General features: G+C 46.0%; 10 protein-coding genes and 1 CRISPR repeat array. Of the genes, 3 read left to right on the forward strand and 7 right to left on the reverse strand.

Features of this window, described 5'->3' with window-relative positions:
* Positions 1-6: 6 nt before the first annotated feature.
* Positions 7-1,599 carry an RAMP superfamily CRISPR-associated protein gene (locus L8106_RS12875; RefSeq protein ID WP_009784750.1) on the reverse strand — a complete coding sequence of 531 codons (1,593 nt, stop codon included), beginning with the start codon at positions 1,597-1,599 and terminating at the stop codon, positions 7-9.
* A gap of 425 nt (positions 1,600-2,024) precedes the next feature.
* On the opposite strand from L8106_RS12875, the gene L8106_RS12880 reads away from it, so the two are divergent.
* The 3 genes from L8106_RS12880 (at position 2,025) to L8106_RS12890 (ending at position 15,722) form a co-directional block, all read left to right on the forward strand.
* A complete protein-coding gene (locus L8106_RS12880; RefSeq protein WP_039896217.1) occupies positions 2,025-5,231 on the forward strand; it encodes a helicase-related protein in 3,207 nt (1,068 codons plus the stop codon).
* Between the two features lie 2 nt (positions 5,232-5,233).
* A complete protein-coding gene (locus tag L8106_RS12885; protein ID WP_009784752.1) occupies positions 5,234-9,706 on the forward strand; it encodes an Eco57I restriction-modification methylase domain-containing protein in 4,473 nt (1,490 codons plus the stop codon).
* Between the two features lie 295 nt (positions 9,707-10,001).
* A complete protein-coding gene (locus L8106_RS12890; protein WP_009784753.1) occupies positions 10,002-15,722 on the forward strand; it encodes a DEAD/DEAH box helicase in 5,721 nt (1,906 codons plus the stop codon).
* Between the two features lie 202 nt (positions 15,723-15,924).
* On the opposite strand, the gene L8106_RS12895 is transcribed toward L8106_RS12890, so the two are convergent.
* The 6 genes from L8106_RS12895 to cas6 form a co-directional block, all read right to left on the reverse strand.
* Positions 15,925-16,413 (reverse strand): hypothetical protein, encoded by a 489-nt coding sequence (locus tag L8106_RS12895; protein ID WP_009784755.1) that lies wholly within the window; start codon positions 16,411-16,413, stop codon positions 15,925-15,927.
* 357 nt (positions 16,414-16,770) lie between these two features.
* A CRISPR array of direct repeats spans positions 16,771-17,098; the repeat unit is 37 nt; unit sequence TGGGATCAACGCCTAATGACATCTAATAGTTGGGCAG.
* 277 nt (positions 17,099-17,375) lie between these two features.
* Positions 17,376-17,999, reverse strand: coding sequence for a type I-MYXAN CRISPR-associated protein Cas5/Cmx5/DevS (gene cas5 / locus L8106_RS12905; protein ID WP_232228474.1), 624 nt, complete (start codon positions 17,997-17,999; stop codon positions 17,376-17,378).
* On the reverse strand, positions 17,971-18,888 hold the full coding sequence (cas7i, locus tag L8106_RS12910; RefSeq protein WP_009784758.1) for a type I-B CRISPR-associated protein Cas7/Cst2/DevR: 918 nt from the start codon (positions 18,886-18,888) through the stop codon (positions 17,971-17,973). The genes cas5 and cas7i overlap by 29 nt, the downstream gene beginning before the upstream one ends.
* Positions 18,889-18,897: 9 nt before the next feature.
* Positions 18,898-19,425 carry a CRISPR-associated protein Cas8a1/Csx13 gene (cas8a1, locus tag L8106_RS12915; protein WP_009784759.1) on the reverse strand — a complete coding sequence of 176 codons (528 nt, stop codon included), beginning with the start codon at positions 19,423-19,425 and terminating at the stop codon, positions 18,898-18,900.
* 17 nt (positions 19,426-19,442) lie between these two features.
* On the reverse strand, positions 19,443-20,459 hold the full coding sequence (gene cas8a1, locus L8106_RS12920; protein WP_009784760.1) for a type I-MYXAN CRISPR-associated Cas8a1/Cmx1: 1,017 nt from the start codon (positions 20,457-20,459) through the stop codon (positions 19,443-19,445).
* A 77-nt stretch (positions 20,460-20,536) separates the two neighbouring features.
* Positions 20,537-21,208: a type I-MYXAN CRISPR-associated protein Cas6/Cmx6 gene (gene cas6, locus L8106_RS12925; RefSeq protein ID WP_083798404.1), complete on the reverse strand. Its 672-nt coding sequence runs from the start codon at positions 21,206-21,208 to the stop codon at positions 20,537-20,539.
* Positions 21,209-22,219: the final 1,011 nt, after the last annotated feature.

The following is a 22,219-nucleotide window of genomic DNA, read 5'->3' on the forward strand; positions in this document are numbered from 1 at the left end:
ACCCGATTATTGGGACAGCCAAATGCGAGTAAAATGTTTTTGGCGGAGAGTTTCTTCAACATCGGGATCGAATACTGTCAGCAAACAGAAACTCTCATATTCTCGCACTGCATAACCCGAAGGTCGAGGTTTTTTACCCTTCTTTTTGCTATCTTCATTATCAATAATTCCACACCAACTCGGTTTATCCTTCGCATTAGTGCTACAAACTTTATGAACAATTTCTTCCCAGAGGGTCGGTTCACCTTGCCAAATACTAACAATTTTTCCAGCAGTTATGTTATTGGAAAATTGCAACCCTGCCCCTTTAGCAAGCTGACGAATAATTTCCTGTAAACGTTCGATGAGAGACTGAAGATATTGACCAGGATTTTCTTCAAAAACCCCACTGGAAGCCACAGGAGAAACCTCAAATTCACTTCCGCGAAACCCATTGAACCTGTCAAGTATATGAGGGGGACGTCGCCAACCGGGGCCAAGTCCACCCAAGCGACTACTTAAATCCAATAATCTCCCAATTAAATCATCAAATGATGAATTACAATCGACATTAATTACCCAAGTTTCATGGGCATCTTTTGCTTTAGTATTTGCATAGTCTTGATTTTGTAATTTAAACGGGGATTTAACTTGCCCTAAATAACTCGTCAGTTGAAGTTGGGCGGGACTTGTTAGCCCTCCAAAAACTTTGTTCGTGAGTGCGATCGCATTTTGACGGGAAAGTAACGACAACGCCAACCGGGTAAAATATCCCCGCAAATTTGCCCGTAAAACTTGAGGAGTCCAACGATAAATTCCATTTTGGTTCTTTTCGGGTTTATTTGGATTATTATTATACTGTTGAACACAGGGTTTCATTCCTGTGAGTTCTATTTGCCATTTTCCAGACGGAATAGAAGTTCCCAACCGCCCAAACCCCGAAGCCGTTCCCCGTCCTATTCCCCGCTTTTCTAACATTTGTTTGAGTTGGGTTTCCAGCCATTCTTTCTGTTGAGGAGTTGCCCCTTCTTTCAACAAAACTTGTAAGCTTTTGTTTCCGGGAGTCGGTTTTGGGGGATGTTTTGGCGAAACTTGCCACTGAACGCTTAAGTTCTTACTTTTTTCATTAAAAATTTGCCATTCTTGTTGAGCATAAAGCGGAAACGGTTTTAGATCTTTTTTTAACAGCACACTTTCAAACCGAATTTTGCGGGGTTGCCAACCGGTTTTATCGGGTTTCAACAAACTCAACCAAAATTGTTGTTCCGAGGCTTCGAGGTTGGGTAAATTGGTTTTAATCCACTTTAAAAATGCACCCCGTATACTCGAACCGGGAATATAGGGAACGCCGCCAACTTGTGCGGGTAAAATTCCCCCTTCTGAAAAAATATAACCCCCGACTTGAATCGGACTGAGAACTTCTAATTTATCAACTCGAACGGTGTATTGCTTCCCGTTGCGTGGCTCTACGGTTCCATTCCAAGCGTTAATAATTTCTTTATTACTGTTTGGTTTTTGAACAATATGTTTTGTTTTTGGAGTCCAACCTTTTTCTTTTTCGAGCTGTTCACAATTAACAACAGTGTACCATTTTGGCATATCTTCAGGTAAAGGCAACATAATAGTCTTAGGATTGGGTGTCAGTTGGATTAGATTCGATTGATTTTGGAAAAATTTTCCTTAATTTATAGTGTACACCAGCCAAAATTGAAACGCCATCACAAACCATAAATCAAAAGTTATTTTACTTGAAAAATTAGATAATTATACGTTGGGTTGTCTGTTAGTGTCGGGTGTCAGGTGTTCAAGATTATCGATGATATATTGAGATGAGCCGCAGCTTAATCTAATAAAAGGAGGCAACCGTTACTACATCAAAAAAAGCTGTTATATTGGCATATTTTTTTAACAACAAAAGTTCTATAAAAATCGCCTATTTAAGTCAGAAATAGGAGAAAATAGAGGTGTCAGGTGTTGGGTGTTAGGTGTTATGTTCGATGAAACCCGAAACCCGAAACCTTCAAGATCCATCCGAGGACTGCGCCGTGACTGAACTATTACCGGGAACAGAAGTGATCGCCCGTGGTTTGAAATGGGAAGTTGTGACTTCTCAACCGCTAGGACAACAAACCCTTTATCGCCTGCGCTGTTTGGAGGGGGTCATACGCGGAGAGGAACTTGATATTTTGGTTCCCTTTGAAACTATTCGGGCGCTGCGGCGAGAACTTAACCCCGCCAAAGCCTCTCCCCTGGCAAATTGGCTGGTTTATCATCAAGCCTTTCTCCTCGAACAAGCTTTGGGTCAACGGGCTTTGCAGGCGGTGCAACCGGGGCGGCTGCGACTCGAACCCTATCAACTGGTTCCGGTTTTACGCGCCCTTCGCATGAGTCGGGTGCGGTTGCTGTTGGCTGATGGGGTGGGTTTGGGAAAAACCATTCAGGCGGGACTGGTGTTAACGGAGTTGATGGCGCGGCGGATGGCGCACCGGATTTTAATCGTATCTCCCGCCGGCCCCCTGCTGGAACAGTGGAAGCTGGAAATGTCCGAACGGTTTAGCTTGCGGTTTGACGTGGTGAACCGTTCCCATTTGCAGGAAATACGCCGCAGTAACGAACTGGGGGCGAACCCCTTTGATTATATCCCCCTCGGTTTGGTTTCCATTGACTTCCTCAAACAGGAACGCATTCTCGACCTTTTGGAACGGGCCAGCTATGATGTGATTATCCTCGATGAAGCCCATCACTGCATGGACTTGGGAAGCATTGGCGATCGCGAAGACTCTCAACGCCGTCGGTTGGCTGAAGTTTTGGCTCGACGCTGCGATACGTTTTTGATGTTAACCGCCACCCCCCACGATGGGAACGATCGCTCTTTTGCGTCTCTGTGCGAACTGCTTGACCCCTCCTTGGTGGATGGACGGGGAAGCTTGCGGGGCGATCGCTACAAACGCCATGTGATCCGACGCCTGAAACGCCACATCGTTGATCCCGTCACTAAAGAACTCCAGTTCAAAGAACGGATCGTCAAACCGCAGCCGGTCGCCGCCGATCCGCAACACTATCCCCAGTTTGAAGCCTTGCAGAGGGGACTCCTCGAACTCCTCGCCCCCCAACTCAAACGCGCCTTTCGAGCCAAACGCTACAGCGATGTTTTGGCGTTTATCGCCCTACTCAAGCGCAGCGTTTCCAGCGTCGAAGCCTGTAAAGCCACCTTGGGCGTTGTTGCCGATCGCTTTCAACAGATTCTCACCCAAAGTTCAGAAAATCAAGAAAGTCGCCGCCAGCGTTTAAAAACCCTCAAAGATTATCAGCGTAAACTCGAACGGTTCGGCACGGTTAGCGTTGAAGAAGAAGAAGATATTGCGTTACTCGAAGCCGAAGAAATTGCCCAACAACTCGCCGAATTGCAGCGAGAAATACGCTCAACTTCTCCGACGGTGAGCCGCATTTCCAACCTAGTCGAATCTTTGGATGAATTGGTCAGTTTAGCCGAAGCTGCCCTTTCTCAAGATCCAAAACTCGACCAATTAATTCGAGAAATTCAAACCATTCGCACGCAAGAACCCGATGCCAATATTCTCATTTACACCGAATATATCGACTCCCAAAAAGCCGCCGTTAAAGCCTTAGAAAAAGCAGAAATCGGCACGGTTATCGCCATGAGCGGCCAGAATAGCAACGAAATTCGCAGTCAAATGACCTCCCGTTTTTGCCGCGAAGCCAATTTGGTTTTAATCAGTACCGATACCGCCGCCGAAGGGTTAAACCTACAACAAAAGTGCCACCATTTGATTCATCTGGAACTGCCTTTTAACCCGAACCGTTTGGAACAGCGCAACGGTAGAATTGACCGCTTTGGGCAGAAATTTAACCCCGAAGTTCGCTATCTTTACCTGCAAGGCACCTTTGAAGAACGGATTTTACTGCGGTTAATTGCCAAATACGAACGGCAGCGATCGCGCCTGACATTTGTACCCAATACTTTGGGCGTGACCACCAGCAGCGATGTCACCACCGAAAAACTGCTCAAAGGCTTAATTGATGAAGATGAAAAACGCTCAACTTCCCAACAATTGCCCCTATTTTCCCTCGTTAACGAAGGGGGAGGAATAGACTTGACCGACATCGATGAAAATCAAGGAAGCGATATCGCCACCCGAGAACTTTTGGAAGAAATTGATAAAAGTTTGAAAGGGTTTGAACAAGCCGCCAAAACTAACGCTTGGTTGGCCGATGTGGGGATGAACGCCGAAAGCCAACTGTTAGCTGATGCGGAAACCCTACGCGCCGAAGGTTCAAAAGCCAGTGGGGTAGATTTGCTAAACTTTGTTTGCGATGCGGTGCAGTTAGACGGCGGAGACGTGAACGCCGAAAAAGAACAATTGTTTGAGATCAAACTTCCCCCCGCTTGGCACTCGGGAACCGAAGATCTGCCGGGATACGATCAAGAAAGCCGAACGATTCGCCTCACCACCAACCTCGACATCACCCGCGATCGCCAAGATCGCCCCGTCGGCTATTTGGGGCGGGCGCACCCCCTGGTTAGACGGGCAATTGATCGGGTTCGCAACCTGTCCTTCGGCGGAACCGCAGAACAAGATCCGCGAGTCAGTGCGGTTCTCGCCGACGTCGATCAACCCACTCTTTTGCTAACCTACGTCGGGCGAATTTTATCCGATAGCGGACGAGAATTTGAACGGGTTGTCGCCGTTGAGTTTCCCCAAACCGGAAAACCGAAATTTTTGCCCAAAGCCGAACAGTGGTTAAAGTTCGCTGATCGCCAAAATGCCATCAAAACCGCCAAAGTCTGGGAAAACCACTTTCACGCATTGTGGGAAGCGGGACTCGAAGGGGGTAAACGGGCAGTTGAGTCGGGCTTTCAACCCCTGGCGGAAACCTTTGTTGGGGAATTTCAAGCCAACTTGGAAGAAGAACAATCGCGTTTGAAAGAGTGGCTGGATCTGCGACATCAGGAAATTCTCCCCCTGGAGGCGATCGCCAGTCAACAGTTGGGCTTATTTGATGCCGTTCCAGTTTCCGAACCTCCCAGTTGGACAACCCTTGACGACCCCCTGGAAAAACTCGCGGCTTTTAGCGCCGATCCGAGTCAACCGCCAAAACTGCGAAGCGAAGCCGATGGAGTGCTGCGACTTTATCACCAGCGACAACAGGACTTAGAAAACCGACTTCATTTGCATCCGCTCGAAATTGTTCCCATCGGTGTATTAATGCTCGTTCCCTCGGAGAAATAATCATGGCTTTAGAAATTTTAGAACACAATTCCTTTACCGGGCCGGCTTTCCCCGAACCCTTTGTTAAGTTTGAACTCGAAAAACAACTCACCAAGAAAAAACTCCTCGCCAAAACCACCGGAACCGAAGGCAAAACCCTACAGCAGTCCTGGGAGGTTTACCGCCGCAAATTGCGAGAACTTTCCACAATGGGCGGCGCCGTTCGCGTTTTTAACCACGTTGTTGAACCCCTGATCGAACGCTTGGGATACGCCACCGCAGAAAATGCCGATCAGGTTCAAACCCGCGAAGGTTTGGAGTCGGGGGGTTATTTGCTAAAAACCGCAGACGGTTCATCGAAACTGCGAGTCTGGACGACAGCTTTTGAAGAAGATCTCGACGCACCCGCCAAACGGGGGTTAGCCTACCGTTTTTCCCATCTGCGCGTTGCCCAACGGGTGCTGCTGACTTCCGGCGAACGGGTTGGACTCCTCACCAACGGCGTTGAACTGCGGGTGTTAATTTCCGATCCCGCCCGTCCCGACTCCCAACTGATCGTCCCCATCGACACTCACTGGAAGCGATCGCGATCGGTACCGGACAGTTACCGCCTGGTTTGGGCTTTGAGTTCGCCCGAGGGAATTGTAGCGGTTCCCGAGTTGGTCGAAAAAGCCAGACTCCAACAAGCCCAAGTTACCAAAGATTTGAGGGTTCAAGCAAGACGAGCGGTAAGGCTGTTTATTCAAGAAATTTTAGATCGGGGTCAGCTTGAAGCCAATGCAGAACCTCTAACACCCGACATTCAGAATGCGCCACATCGCAACTACGAACCGGACGCCCTCGCCAAACAACTCTGGCGAGAAGGGTTAATTGTGGTTTATCGGTTGTTGTTTGTTCTCAAGCTGGAAACCAGCGATGACCCCGCCAGGGCTTTTAGTTTTGCTTCTACCAGTCTTTGGCGCAATTCTTTTTCGCCGACAACGGCTTTGGCGAAGTATGTCCGTCGGGTTCTCGATGAGGGGATGGAAACGGGCGAATTTCTCGAACAGGGCTTAAAGCAGATGTTTCGGATGTTTGCTGAGGGGTTGGAATGTACCGAACTCCATGTTAAACCTTTGGGCGGGGCGCTGTTTGGGCCGAATACCACGCCGATTTTATCATCCTTGAGTTGGGGTGAACGGGCGGTTGCTCATTTGTTGGATCAGTTGCTTTGGACGGCCAAACGGCGGGGAGCGATCGCCCGAGAACGGGTTCACTACGGATCGCTGGATGTGGAAGACTTGGGACGGGTTTATGAGGCGCTGCTGGAACTCGAACCGGGTATCGCCACAGAACCCATGTGTCGGCTGCAACGCGACAAATTACAAGTGGTGGTTCCTCTCGCCCAGGGGGAAAAATACCGCCCGGTTGTGCAGTCGGAAACGGACGGCGACACCGACATCGAAAACGATGACGAAGAAGAAACCCCCAAACGCACTAAAAAAACCAAGGTTCAATGGATCGAGGAAATTAAGCCCGGACAGTTTTATTTGCGGGTCGGGTTGGGGCGCAAGTCGAGCGGTTCCTATTATACCCCCCATTCTTTCGTGCGGTTTTTGGTGCGGGAAACTTTGGGCGCGAAAATCGATGAATGCAGCCCCAAACACGACCCCAACCCCTCTGCTATTCTCAAGCTAAAGGTTCTCGATCCGGCGATGGGTAGCGGACATTTTTTGGTTGAAGCCTGTCGGTTTCTCGGCGATCAACTCTACGAGGCTTGTCGGCTGTGCGATGAGAAAATATTAGCCGCAGAACAAGCTTCTGAAGCGGTCGATCCGGCGACACCCAACTCCGACTCCAACGCGATTGGCTCCGCCACTGACGCTGCTGCGTCAATCGCGGATGTTTACCGTCAGCGCATTCTCGCCCTTCCCGACCCGGAAAAGAAACTTCTCAACTATCTTCCCAGTTCCGCCCCGGAAGGTCAAGAGTCAGGCTATTCTCAACAAGAAGCCCAAGCCCTTTGTCGCCGCATGGTGGCGGTTCACTGTCTCTATGGTGTCGATAAAAACCCCCTGGCGGTGGAGTTGGCGAAGTTGTCGCTGTGGTTGGAGTCTCACGCGGAGGGTTTACCGCTAACGTTTTTGGATCACCGTCTGCTGTTGGGGGATTCTCTGACGGGGCCATTTTTTCACCATTTACTCACCTATCCGGGTACCCAACAGGAGATCGATCCATTGCTGTTTCGGGGTATTCGAGAACGGTTTACCGAGGCGATGGCGCAGGCTTTAACTCATGTTAAATCCCTAGAAGCTACGGTGGGATTTAATTTATCGGAGTTGAAGGCAAAAGAGGCGGCAAAAGATAAGTTAGATCGGGCGTTGGCTCCGTTTAAAATTATAGCGGCCGCTTGGTCGGGCGGGGTAATGTTGGGAAATTGTGATGATATTGCTTACGCCAATTTGGTCAAATTTTTTGCGGAAAATGGCGAGTTACCCGAAGATTTCAGCGCCCTTGAAACTTCCGATCCGGTATCGTTGCGACAGGCGATCGCGAAGGGTTTGGGTGTTGGGGATGAGGTGTCGGGTGTCGGGTGTCGGGTGTCGGGTGTTGGGGATGAGGTGTCGGGTGTCGGGTGTCGGGTGTCGGGTGATTTATCGGCTTTTTTAACCGATATTTCTATTCCTGCTTTTCCCTACGATTTAATGTTTGCTGAGGTGTTTTATCCGACCGGAAATTTAAACGAGGTTCACGGTTTTGATGTTGTTTTAGGTAATCCACCTTGGGATCGAGTTCGACCATTTACTAAAGAATTTTTGGCGAGTTTTGATATTTCCATTTTGGATGCACCTAACAAGCGAGAAAGTGAGGAAACTGAAAACAGGTTATTAAACGACCCGAAAATTAAAACTGCATTTGAAGATTATCAGAAAGAATTTGAAGAACAGGGGAAAGTACATGATGTCAAGTTTCAATATCAAAATGTTAGAATCGGTAACATTTTAGCCGGAAGGGGAAATGCTGATGCTTATTGTATTTTTGCAGAGGCGAGTGCAAGTTTACTCAAAGCTAATGGTTATGTAGGTTTAATTCTTCCATCGGGATTTCACGCCAATGAAGGAGCGACGGGAATTAGACAGCTTTACTTTGAAAATATGGCTTGTCAGTGCTGTTATTCTTTTGAAAACCGCCGAAAGTTATTTGAAATTGATTCTCGTTTCAAATTTGCGACTGTTATCGCTCAAAAAGGAAAGCAAACCACAAAATTTCCCTGTGCTTTTTATCTCCATGATGATGAATGGCTGTTTGAGGAAAAAGAACAGCGTCCACCTTTAAACTACACCCTTGATTTTATTCAAAAAACCGGGGGTGATTATCTCAGTTTGTTAGAATTGCAGTCTGAGAAAGATTTAGAAGTTGCTAAAGTTTGTTTTGCCACTGGTGAACCCTTTGGAACGGTTTGCGAACGCTTAAAAATTAAATTAGGTCGTGAATTAGATATGAATCGTGATGATTGGCGGTTTACAAATACTGATGAGATTTTACCCAACGGTGAAGATCCTAGAGATCCGGATATTGCCAAACAATTGTTAGAGCGAGGTTATCTGGTTCTACACGAAGGAAAAACATTTTGGCTTTATAATGATAGATGGGAAGATAAAGCATCTTCTTGTATAGAAATTTCTCGACTTCAAGATAAACCAGATTGGTGCCAAGCTTCTACTTATTTTCGTGGGGCTTATCGAGCGATCGCCAGTTCTACTAACGAAAGAACAATCGTTTTTCTTGTGCTACCACCCGGATCTGTTTTTGGTAACAGTGCGCCTGTAGAGCGTCAACCTTTTAACTGTTCGAGAAATTTTATTTTACAATTAAGTGCAACTTTAAACACTTTTAGTTTTGATTGGACAGCCCGAATTCGTGCTAGTGCAAACATTAATCAGTTTATTCTTTTTTCTTGTCCATTACCAATTCAAGTATTTGCTGACACCCGACACCAAAACCCGACACCAAAACCCGACACCTTCCTCGCCCATTCCGCCCTTCGTTTAACGTGTAATCATTCGGGTTATGAACCATTGTGGCGTGAACAGTTGGGTGATGTATGGCGAGAAAATAGTGGTTTAGAAGACGAAAACTCAACAGTTAAATTTCCGGTATTAGCCACCGATGATGAACGTTGGAAAGTTCGGGCTGCTATTGACGCCGTTATCGCCCAAGCGTACCACCTCAACCGAGAACAATATTGTCATGTTCTTTCGACATTTAGCCACAAAAGTTATCCGAAAGCACCCCAATTGTGTTTGGAAATGTTCGATGAATTAGAAAGTATTGGACTGGAAGCGTTTACGCAAAAATATGACCCCTATCACGATATTCCGTTAAATGAAAACCTCCCCAAACCCGTGATTAGTTTACCCATTCCCGAAACCAATTCGGCGACAACAGATGACGGTTTTCAACTGACTTCCCCACCCGTTAAAGAGAAGTCAACCAAACGAAGGCGAAAGAAATAGTAAGCTGTTGTGCATTTCAACTGCATTGTAAAGATAGGTGTCGGGTTTCGGGTGTCGGGTGTTGGGCGTTGGGTGTTGGGTAATTTAGATGTGTAACAGCTTATTGGTTTGTAAATTGTTGTCTCGGTTTATCCAATATGAAAGATAAAAAGCAATGCAACCCAGGATTAATCCCCCTAAATCCCCCTTCAAAAGGGGGACTTTCAACCGTGTTATTCTTTATTCCCCCCTTTCAAAGCGGTAGGGGATTCAACTATTTAATTTTTTCATCTCATAGAGTTTAAGAGGTCAAATTATGCTGGTTCTAAAACTTCAGGAAATTCTCGATAAAGGTGAAGATGCGATTGTTGCAGCGAGTACATTTTTGGCTCAAAAAATGGCAACTCTTGACTGTGCAGACGTGGATGAAGTTTCAACGGAAACGCTGAATTTATTGTTTGCTAAAATTCCCCAAGATTGGCAATTTGTTGAGTTTGCAGAGATTATTAATATAGATACTCTCAGCGATCAATTTTATCAGCAGTTGGTTCAGTTTGTACAGCAGCGAGTTGAACAAAATTCCGTTTCTCCCAACACCCAACACCCAACACCCAAAACCCAAAACCCAACACCCGACACCCAACACCCGACACCCGACACCCCCCTTCATCCGATTAAAATTTTAGATCATGTTATTGCTGAATATCGGGATTATTTATTGACGGAATTTCGGGCGAAAGATCCGGATTTAAAACAGTCCCTAGAGGATGCAATTGATCGACCTTTGTTTTTATCCCAAGAACCATTTTATCAGGTTCATCGTCCGTTTAAACCCGGCGAACCTTGGCGAAATTTACCGATTGATCGCCGACTCGCCGAGGTGATGGAAAAGCGTTCTAAGAGCAAATTAGCCTATTTGCATCAGTCGGATGCGATCGCCCATTTGTTGGGAGAAAATGCTTCGCCGTTGGTGGTGACAACCGGAACCGGAAGCGGAAAAACCGAGACGTTTTTACTTCCCGTTATTCAGAATGCGATCGAAGATAGTGTCGCTTTTAAAAAATCGGGATTAACTGCAATTTTAGTTTATCCGATGAACGCCCTCTCAAACGATCAACTGTTGCGAATTAACACTTATTTAAAAGATTCAGGTTGGGCGGGTGCGGTTTCCGTGGCAAAATATGATCGGGGAACTACCCAAGAAGAACGGTATCAACTGCGAGAAAATCCCCCTCAAATTTTGTTGACGAACTACATGATGTTAGAGTATTTGTTGGTTCGTCCGGCGGATCGAGAACGGATATTTGCCAATCATCGCTGTCGGTTTTTGGTGTTGGATGAAGTTCACAGCTATCGGGGAAGCTTGGGGAGCAATATCGCTCTGTTGGTGCGGCGTTTACAAGCCCATTTAAAACGAGCTACACAGGATTATTATCTGGAAAATCGGCAGGGACTTGATAACTTTCGGGGGCGTCGCTATCCGGTATTAATTCCGGTGGGAACTTCGGCAACCATTAAAAGTGTAGCGGAAAAAAATGGCAATTCTGAGGAAGAAACCCTCACGTCTCTCCAACAGCGAGACAGGGCGGTACAGGAATTTTTTGGGAAAATATCCGGCGCCCCTCCCCAAAATATTCGGGTGATCGGGGAAGAATTAGAAGAAATTGTCACCCCTTCCGAAGCGGTTTATTCATCCCAACCCGCCGCGATCGCCGATCTCGACATCCAAAACTCCGAAGCCGTCACCCGTGCCATTTGTCAGCTATCGGAACAACCCTTAACAACTCCCCTCGATGAAGCGGTTCAACGGACTCGATTACTGTGGGATTTAAACCGTTGGTTAATTCGTTCTCCGATGTCTCTGACTCAAATTGTAGAGAAAGTGAAAACCGAAGTCAAACCCCGCCAAAACTGTTCCCCCGAGTCGCTGCAAAAAGAGATCGAAACCGCCCTACTCGCCGGCGCCGCCCTACCGGAAGGAACGCCGGGAGCGTTGAGAATACGGGCGCATCGCTTCATTCGGGGCGGATGGCATTTTTATCGCTGTCTCAACCCCGAGTGCGGGAAACTCTACCCGATGGGAGAAGAACGCTGTCGCTGCGGCTATTCTACGGCGCCGCTGTACCTGTGTCGCAACTGCGGAGCGCACTATCTGCGGTTTGTGGGAAAATCCCCCATCGATCCGGGAGCCGAACCCCTGCGTCCCAGTGGAGAGCCTTCAGAAGAACACGAGTGGATGCTGTACGAAGCGAGTCGGTTTGAGAGCTTGATCGGGGTTGAAGAGGAAGAAGATAGCCCCTCCGTTGAAGAAAATAGCCCCCCCAAAACCCGCAAGCGTAAATCCTCAAAAACCGGAAAACAAACCGAACACATGCGTCGGCGTCCGGTTTGTTCGGGTTCCTTCGATCCCAAAAGCTTGGCGTTCAGTTTTGAAGAAAACCTCCATCCGGTGAAAATTACCCTGGCCCCCGCCCGGACTCGCTGTTTGTGTTGCGGGGGAACGGCGGGAAGTCGCAACGTTGTTACTCCGGTGGCGTTGGGAACCTCGGCGGCGGTGAAAGTGTTGAGCGAAGGGTTGATGGAGTCGTTGGCGGCGGTTCGCTCCACACAGCCCGGACAGGCGGGGAAAGAGAGGCTGTTGGTGTTTAGCGATAGCCGTCAGGATGCGGCCCATCAAGCCCGTTTTATTCATTTTGCCAGCCGTTATGACCGGATGAGACGGCGACTGATCGAGTTGCTCAAAGAGGAGGGAACGTTAAAATTACAGAGGGCCGTGGAGTTGTTGAGCGATCGCGCCCTGCAAGTTGGGGATAATCCCAATCTACCGGAACATAACCAGCGCCGCATTTCCTCCGAAGACCGCCAAAAAATTCAAGCATGGGAAGAAGCGCCGCTACTGGATGAAATTGCGATCAATGCCGGCTACCGAGGAACGCTGATTAATTTGGGGTTGGTGAGGGTTGCCTACCACGAATTGGAGGATTATGTTCGAGAACAGGGGGCAAGTTTGGCGCAAAGTTTGGGCGTCGAATTAAACCAGCTTTATTATCTCTGCACCTCCATTTTGAATGAAATCCGAATTCGGGGCTGTGTTTCCCGCGAACTGCTGCGCTATCATCCCGACAGTGTTCGCATTCCCGAATATTTAAAAAAGGCAAATTGGGAGCGGCGAGTTCGATCGCCCCAAGGGTTTGCGCTGTCGGCGGCGGGCGAACCAGTGGGGTATGTGGATGCGGCAGAAATTCCCTATGGGATCAAACATTTGAACTGTTGGCGAAAACCAAAATCCGGCGGTCGGGGGCCGAGTTTGGAGCGGATTTTAAAGCATTTGGTCGAACGGTTTAACGGCTCGCCCAAGGTGGAAATGAGCCACATGATCGAATTGTTGGAATTTTTGCGGACCGGCGCCTATTTGGTGGCGGCAGATGTTTACGGCTATCGGGAAAGCCGGCAACTGTTGCAGGTGAACGCCGATGAAATTTTATTCGAGCTTTTAACCTCTTCCCAACGGTTGCGCTGTCAGGTTTGCGGAACTCCCGCCGGCGGATTTTCGGTAAATTTTCCCTGCTGTCAGTGTCACGGTTCTTTGGTCGAGTGGAGCGATGCCGAGGTCAATCAAAACCGCACGGTTAAACGGATTCGGGCCAGCGATATTATTTCGCTCAATGCCAGGGAACATACCGCCCAGGTTCCCAACGATGAACGGGTGATTATTGAGGAATTGTTTAAGGGGGATTTGGGCGAGTCTACGGTGAATTTGTTGGCTTGTTCGCCCACTTTGGAAATGGGTATTGATGTGGGAGGGTTGGATGCGGTTATCTTGCGAAACGTTCCCCCCCGCCCGGATAACTACGCTCAACGGGGAGGACGGGCCGGACGCCGGACCCGGGTGGGATTGGTGATCAGTTACGCTCGCAGCACCCCCCACGACCAATATTTTTATGACAAACCCGCAGAGATGATTTCTGGGGAAGTTCCCGCGCCTGCGGTGGCTTTGGGAAATCGGGATGTGATTTTTCGCCATCTGCACGCGATCGCATTTGGGGCGGCTGAACCCGGACTGGCGGGAAAAATGCTCGATTATGTTTCTCCCCAGGGCGAAATTAAACAGGAAGACGTTGATGCTTTAATTGCCGGGGTGAGGGTGCAGTTCGAGGCGGCGATCGCTTTGGCGAAGGAAGCTTGGCAGGACGGGATCTTAGCAGAAGCGGAGTTGGACGAGTCTCAGTTGCGAGCGTCGTTAGAGAAATTGCCCGACCGCATTCAAGATGTGATTAATCGTACCGCCCGACAGGTGATCGAACTGCGACAGGCACTTGATGTTTATCATCAAAATCTCCAGGGAAGGGGGGCGGCGATCCATTCTGAGAAATTAATTGCTCAGATTTTGGGACTCCCGGGCGATCGCAATCAAAAGGCGACGGAAGCCGATGATCGTTCGGGGGGATATCCGTTGCGACGGTTTGCCGAGTTTGGTATTCTTCCCGGATACGAATTTCCGACTCAACCTGCGGCGTTGCGGTTGCTGGAAGACAAACACGAAGCCGACCCCATTACTACGGCTCGTCGGGTAGGGATTAATCAGTTTCGCCCCGACGCTCAAGTTTATGCTCGCACCCGTCGCTGGAAAGTGATTGGACTGGATCGGTCTTCTCCCTGGAATCCCCCACCCGATCAACCGGGTTGGCTGTACGGAGTGTGTCGGACTTGTGGGTTGCGCCACGCTGCCGATGAACCTTTTTGTCCCCGATGCCGTTGCGATCGACCAAAACAAAGCCTACCTGCGGCGGAGTTTGCCGGATTTTTGGCACGGGCTGATGAAAGTCCGATCCTTGATGAAGAAGAACGTTATGCGGCCCGCAATTTAATTCAGGTTTATCCCCAGTGGAACGGACAGGTGATCGGTCGTTGGCGGGTTGGAGACGGCTGGATGTTGCGCCTGAGTCGAGAGGAAGAGGTGCGGTGGTTGAATGAAGGGTTTCCCCCTTCGGAGAAAGAACTGGAAGCCGAAATTTCTCCACTGCACAGCCAAGCTAAGGGGTATTTGCTTTGTGGTTCTTGCGGAAAGTTGCTCACTATTCCCGAAACTAAAGGAACTCGTTCGGGAGGACGTCGGAGGACTCGCAGCACCTCCCAGGGAGAACGGGATATTTATGGTCACGCCCAACAGTGTCCCCAGAGGGGAACTCCGCCCCGCCCGATCGCGTTGGTGACGGCCGAAAAAGCCGAGGTTTTGCGGTTGATCGTTTCGGTGCCTCGCGAGACGAGCGATGATCAGCTGCAAGCTTGGGGTTTATCGTTGGGATATGCTTTGAAGGCGGGGATGCAGCACTGTTATATGTTGGATGATTCGGAGGTTGTTTTTGAGTTTGAAGGGTCGTGGACGGTTGAGGAGAATGGCCGGCGCTACCGTGTGGCAACTCTGACGTTTATTGACCCGAGTTTGGGGGGAAGCGGTTATCTGCGCCGAATTGCTACAGAATGGCATCGAGTCGCCGATCGCGCCCTGGAACATTTGGATCATCCCGATTGTCAAACGGCTTGTTATCGCTGTTTAAAAACTTATCAAAATCAGCGTTACCACGATTTATTAAACTGGACTCTAATTGCGTCGGTTTTGGAAGCTTTACAGCAGAATATTCCCGAAGAACAGCCCCTTCAATTGGGCGATTTGGATGCTGTTAAGCCTTGGTTGGATGCTTACGCGGAGGGGGTGAATTCTCCTTTAGAATTAAAGTTTCTTCGATTATTTGAGCGGTACGGGTTTTTTCCTCAAAAGCAGGTTCCAGTCGCCCCCAATATTGGAGATCAGCCAATTTCAATCGCCGATTTTGCGGTACCCGAGAAGAAGTTGGCGATTTATATCGATGGTGCGGCGTTTCACCGGGGAGCAGCTTTGAGACGCGATCGCCATATTCGAGACGGTTTGCGGCGCAGTGCTTCTCCTTGGCAAGTTGTAGAGTTAAAAGCGGGCGATCTTAAGCGAGGACAGGAGTTGGTTGAATCATTAAAGACCCTGATTCAACAACCGGATTAATTTCAGGAGAAACTGTTGCCAAATCGAAAAGGGGATGGGAAATGTTTGGGTGTTGGGTGTCCGGTGTCGGGCGTTCAATGAAACCCGAAGCCCGTCCCTTTTTGCAGCTTTATTTCCCCAATTTCATCGGAATTTAGACACTTGATATCTTGGCGAAAAAAAAGGTGTTCTAACGGCTACCCACCGTTTGTTCCAAATAAAACTATTGCTGACTTAACTGCTTTTTGATACTCACATACAATTCCTTCGTTGTTCTTGACCAGAGACTACCAAAATCGCCCCCCATCAATTTCCAACAAATCAAAGGTTGAAAAGGAGCATTATAATCGCTCCATTCGGGTTGATTTCTTTTCGCACTTGCATCATTAAAAAATGATACCATCTGGTCAATTTGCTGACTCGTAATCGGTTGACCATTCGCCAAGGCTTCCGATAAAACCCAGGTCTTCTGACCTCCGTTATCGTAGTAAAGTTTTAGCCCTTGTTTAACTTCTTGGGACACCTCAGACGGTGCGATCACTTTATACTCGGATGCGCTGGACTCTAACCGTGATACCATTGCTTGGACTGTCAACTCCATGTCAACCAATTCGATGTAAATCTTGGAACAGGCAGCTTGAAACTGAGAATATGGGTTTTCTAACGTTTCGGTAGTCGAGTCCATAGCCGTATTTAGAGGTGCTTTTGACATTTTAGCATTGTTGTGAATGGTAGGAAACAGTGAGGACACTCTCCTTGTATCCATTGAGCAGGAATTGAAAAGGGGGTTCCACAGTTGGTACACTTCGATAATAAATGCAGTTGATGGCGATTGCGCTTCGCGCACGCGAAGCTTCCGCACCCAAACTTATTTTTCGACTGCCAGATAATTTGATGACAGGGGTTTTCGCGGGTAGCAAGCGTCACACAACAAAATCGATCTGGGGTATAAGGTCATCCCTCAATGGGGAAGCATCAGCATTAGCCTGTCAACTTCAACTTATGCTGTCATATTTACTTATAAAGAAGATGAATCCCAATTAGCATGATGGGCAATCTTAGAGTACAAAAAGATTAACGCCTAATGACATCTAATAGTTGGGCAGTTCTAGTAAAGGTTGTACGTTCATGAACCACTGAGTGGGATCAACGCCTAATGACATCTAATAGTTGGGCAGTAGCGGATTTCTAGTTCTTCTAATTCCGCATCAGTGGGATCAACGCCTAATGACATCTAATAGTTGGGCAGGTTTTACCTTCGGCTGCGGCTTTTTGAATGATCTTGTGGGATCAACGCCTAATGACATCTAATAGTTGGGCAGGGGAAGGCAAGAAATTCGATTCAAAGCCACAACCGAATGGGATCAACGCCTAATGACATCTAATAGTTGGGCAGGGCAACTGCCAGACCCCTGAGCTACCGCACTCTGTCAGATAATTTTGCAAGCACCTACCGATGAAACAAAGCATATTGCTACCGACAGAAAGATACAGAAGCTATAATCCTTACTATATCATGCTTTAACCACTTACAAGCACCTCAAGTCTGTTAAAAATTGCTACATTCCCTTTCTAGCAAAAGATTCAAGCTAGTTCTGGGTTCAATCAGACTCGACAGGCGGATATCCATGTAAAAACTGGACATCGTGCAACTGTATGTAAATTAATGACCTCTTACGAAGACTCGATCAAAGTCCAGGATTGCTCTGGTGGTTCCAATACCTGAAACTCCTCGATCAGATAACGTCGCCAGCGCGTTCCACAGGAGCCGACATGATCAACCCAATAGGGTAAAGTCAAATCTCCATCAGGATTTTGTATTAACCAATATAAAGACTTGTCTTTCGGAAACTCCGAACAGATGAAAATCTGATTCACCAAATGATCACTCTCACCCAAATACAACGGATCAAACCGATCTAACTCTTCTGGACGATGAATTGCTTCCACAATCCGTTCTAATAAAGTTGGATTTTCTTCTTCTTGTCCAGAAATAGCAACAATAAATTCAATGTTTGTTAGCAACTCATACAATTCAGGTTTCGGAATTCGAGAAGTAAAAGTTTCAAAGCGATGTAAAGTTCGCAAATTCACAGATTTGTAAGGAATTGATAACATGGCGATCGCCAGTTTGACCCCACAATGTTTATACCGATTCGTCTCTCCGACTAAAGACAACAACATTCCATACACTGTAGAATGGGGAGGTACCGGATAACTTTCTGAATATTCCCGTGCGCGAGAGTTACGAAAACTAGCCATCGGGACTTCAACTTGTAGAATTAGCTGATTCATCATTATTTTCTAGCTCTAAATCTTCTGTAATGACTCTTTTTAGATGTTCAACCATTTCTTCAATCCTGACAAAAGTATGAGCTTCTGTATCCGATAAAGATTCTGCAATTCGCCCCCCAATCCATAACTCATGTGGAGCAATATTTTGAGTTTGAAGATTCCAAACCAAGTCGGGTACTGATATATTACCCTGCGAGTCCTCATCAAAACTATATAAAATTCTAGGACAAACATCATGAGTCCACCGGAAAATTAGACTTTCAGCAGCAAAGTCATAGAGAAAGCGAGAATGATTTCCACCCACTTCATAGAGCGAGATTAAACCGTCCAAAATTTGGAGAATTCTAGAAGTCTTGACTAAGCGTTTAGGAGTTAAAGAAAATCCATACTGATAACGTGTAGCGTGATATTCTGAACCATACAAAGAGGTTTCATCCTTTTCCCCCGCCCGTGCGTTAAAAGTAACATCTCCAAAGTAGGGTAGGAGTGATACAGCACTGGTTACTTTCAATACTCCTGTTCTTTGTATGGGTTTTTGAGGGCTTTTTTTAGTTTTATTTTTCGATTTAGAACTATCATTAACTTCCTTTTTGGTCGCTTCAAGTTCTAGATAACCCATCACATCGTCATCAATGTATTTATCTGGATCGTGGGAATCTTGCTCAATATATTTTTGTTCATTAGCATCCCAAAACCGATACACAGCATAACCCATTTCTTGCCAGTAATATCGCAAAGCCCAGCGAATGGCTTCAGAGGAAATTCTTGTATAAGTCTTTCTTTGTTTCCATTTGAATTTATGTAAGTTTGCAATATTACTATTTGATTTCCCCCGATTATTACTGGCAATTCCTGAAGCCGTGAGAATATTTCCATGTAAATGAAAAGTCATTTTCACTCCCTATAAATTAATTTTTTCTTCTACAGAGTCCTCAGATTCTGATGACTTTTGAGAATTTTTCTTCTGTCCTTTGTAGCTGGCCAAAGCCAAAAGAGCTAAATTTCTAGCCTGTTCCCAATTGAAATCTTCATCTTGAAATAAAAATTTATCCCAGTGTTCCTGTAGGGTAGGAATTAAATGTCCGGGTCGGCTAGCCCTAGCCCAAAATTGACAAATAAAGCTTTGAAAACTCTCAAAATCTGTGATCCGAGTGAGACTACTGTAGATTTGCTGATATTCTCGATCAAACTGTATCCAGTTATCTTCTTGTTTTTTTGCTTTAGCCGCAACCTGTCCATAAATTCGTCTCAAGGCTTCATGAAAAGCCTGAATGAATAGTTTTTGAGTGGGTAGATCCCAGTGTGAGTTTTCAATCATTGTGTTCAGTTTATCCCGGTGATATCGAAGTTCTTTGAATTGGTCTTTTTCTTTAAAGTAAATGAAGAAGTTACTCCACCAAGGCAAATGCTCTGATAAATTATCGGTCATCACCTCTCGAATAAAACTTAGAGCAACAAAACTTTTTTTTTGGGCTTAACAGCCCGATTGGGGAACAAGTGATGAATAAGTTGATAGTGATGATTAACAGCAACTGTACTTTTAATCAATTTTACATCCCCTCGAACTTTTTGCTGTTTTGACCAAGTAAATGTTCCATAAACAATAACTTTACATTTTTGAATTTTATTGGGGTCAGTCGTTTGGGAAGTCGCCAGATAGTATAAAGATTTTAAACCCGCATCTCCCGTTCCCGTAACATACAACTCTTGATAGCTCAGGTGATTCAGTTCAAGCCTTTGTAAAGCATAACTCTCCAAATTCGTAATAACGGGAATTACAACAGCATATTGAGCTTTTTGATTATGAATTCTTGACCGAACTAAGTAGTAGATACAAGCGACGGGCGCATAAAGCAAAGCAATTGCTTGTTCTACAGTTTCTTCAATTTTTGTAGACTTTTCTGCTGCTGCATGGCGAACAATTGCACCTGGATATAGCCAACTCACAATTTGAATTGGTTCTTGATAAAGATTTCCCTGCGGATCACAAATTTTTGGTGCAAAGTTTTGATGAGCATAAGAAACTGCTCTTTTGTACTTGACTTCAATTGGAATCTCATCAACGGTGATTGACTCCGATGCAACTCCACCCGATTTAAAAAATTTATTGTGTTGTAGAAAGCTACTATTAGTTAAACATTGATGATTCACAATTTGAGTAGGGAGTGGCATCGACTCAGGGTTCAAGCCCGTGAAAGAAATTAAACCTCTTTGATCTATTTTAAAGGATTCTTTGAATAGCCAATCTAAAGCCAAACTGTCTTGTCCTTGCCAATATAAATCAATATTTCGAGAGTCAACACACCAATTGAGTTTTCCGGGGCGTTGTGCAGGTAATGGATATTGTTTTTCAATCTGTTTGAGGCTCATTGCTAACCCCGCCAAGCCCAGGCAATGTAGAATGGTGAAGTTGGGTTCACTTAAATTGAAGTGTAATTGGGGAGACTTTTTGACTGACGACATGATTCATTCCTTTTCTAAACCGAATTAATTTTTTTCAGCTATCTCTCCTATTTTTGAGAGGAATATTACCGCATTTTTTATGAAATTCTACGGGAATTTCTCGGAAGGGGAAGAAAAATTCCACATCCCATTTTTGGTTTTCCTCCAATTCCCTTTTGTTGTAAAATCAGGGAATCTTCAGGACTAAGACCGTCCACTTCTGCTCCAAAACCAATCAGAGTTTGTTCCCTAACTTTAATGGTTTTGCGATTAAACTTACCATCTGAACGTTGAAGGATTCTCAGATTTCCTTGAATTTCTAACTCATTTAACTGTCTTTTCGCCGCCTGTAAAAAAGCTTCGGGTTCTTTATAGCCCCGAATTATAACCATGCGAGATCTTAACCGAGAAGCGGGTTGAAGAAGCTCAATTTTCGGAATTCCAAATTCTATTTCATATTTTCCAAGCTTCACAGGTTGCTCGGATAACGGATAGATGAGGGGAACTTGCGATGCTAGAACTCGAAATATGACATGAGAATCTGGGGTGAGTTTTAATAAGCCTTGTGGTGTTGGAGAGCCAGTGATTGCTGTCATGCCAATTCCCTGAATTTGATGTAGCAGTGGCTCCTGACGACAAAAAGCAGAATACAAGGGATAGACGTGATCGATATCAATTACTTTTCCGAAGACATCAAATCTTGCATTAACAGAAGGATTGACATCGACAAGCTCTAACTCGGAATCCTCAATTTCATAACTTAACATCATTCAGCACCCCAATACAGAAGCAATTTAGCAACTGAATGAGTTAAACTTTGCTTAAGATTCTGTCAAGCTAAAGAGTTAACTAATTCAGCTTAAATCTTTGATTATAGTAGGATTTTTTGTATAATACTTTAGGCTGAACCCAGAACTGTTTATTACTTCATCAAAAATTAATAATTTAGTTATAAAACTTTATAAATAAAGGGAGAGCAAATTGCTGGTAACATCCCTTGTGCCTAATTTTTTTAGAGATAGCCTCGCTCCGAATGTTCGCCCCAAGGAGTTTTGAGTCCGGTTGTCTCCTTTGAGGTCCGTTGTTGAGATGTGGATAACGGTCTGCGCTTGTATTCGAGCGACCAATAGCGATCGCTCTGCGATCTTCGATTAGCGATCTTCACTTCCAAAATGGCGATCGCCATTTTTAGATCTTTACGGGTTAAAAAGTAGATGAACCGAACAAGGAATTGCTTGTTTATAGTTGGGGCGCTTTGCAATAAGGCAAGTTACGCTTTCGCCTAACTTCTGCATCGGACTTGAAGTATAAATTTTTACAACTTCATCGGGTTGGTATTGATTTGGCTGAAATGCTTGATACACAATAGATGCAGACTTTTTTAAAAAGTGTAATCCAGAAATTAGCAACTATTGCGCGAATTATCCAAGATTTAGCAGCTTATTTGCAAAAAGTTAGCACTTTATTCAAGAAAATCGGAGTTGAAAGGGTAATTTTTTCGTCCATAAATTAGCACTTTATCTGCGAACCTACATTGTTGTTGGTTCGCGCATAAGTTTAAAATTTTCGCACATAAGCTTAAAAAAGTGCGTACATAAGTCTACAACAAGGCTCAAATGGGACTAGAATATAGAAATCTAGTCCCGTTTGCTTTAAGATTGCAGTCCGATGAACGTGCCAGCCCGAAAGATCACAAATACCGGAACTCGGAAGAATATTGGCTTTGACCGTCGCATTCCGGGGGGAAATCGTTTGTTTGATGTCTCTTCTACTCCCCTTAA

This window comes from Lyngbya sp. PCC 8106, from assembly GCF_000169095.1.
Lineage (GTDB): Bacteria > Cyanobacteriota > Cyanobacteriia > Cyanobacteriales > Microcoleaceae > Capilliphycus.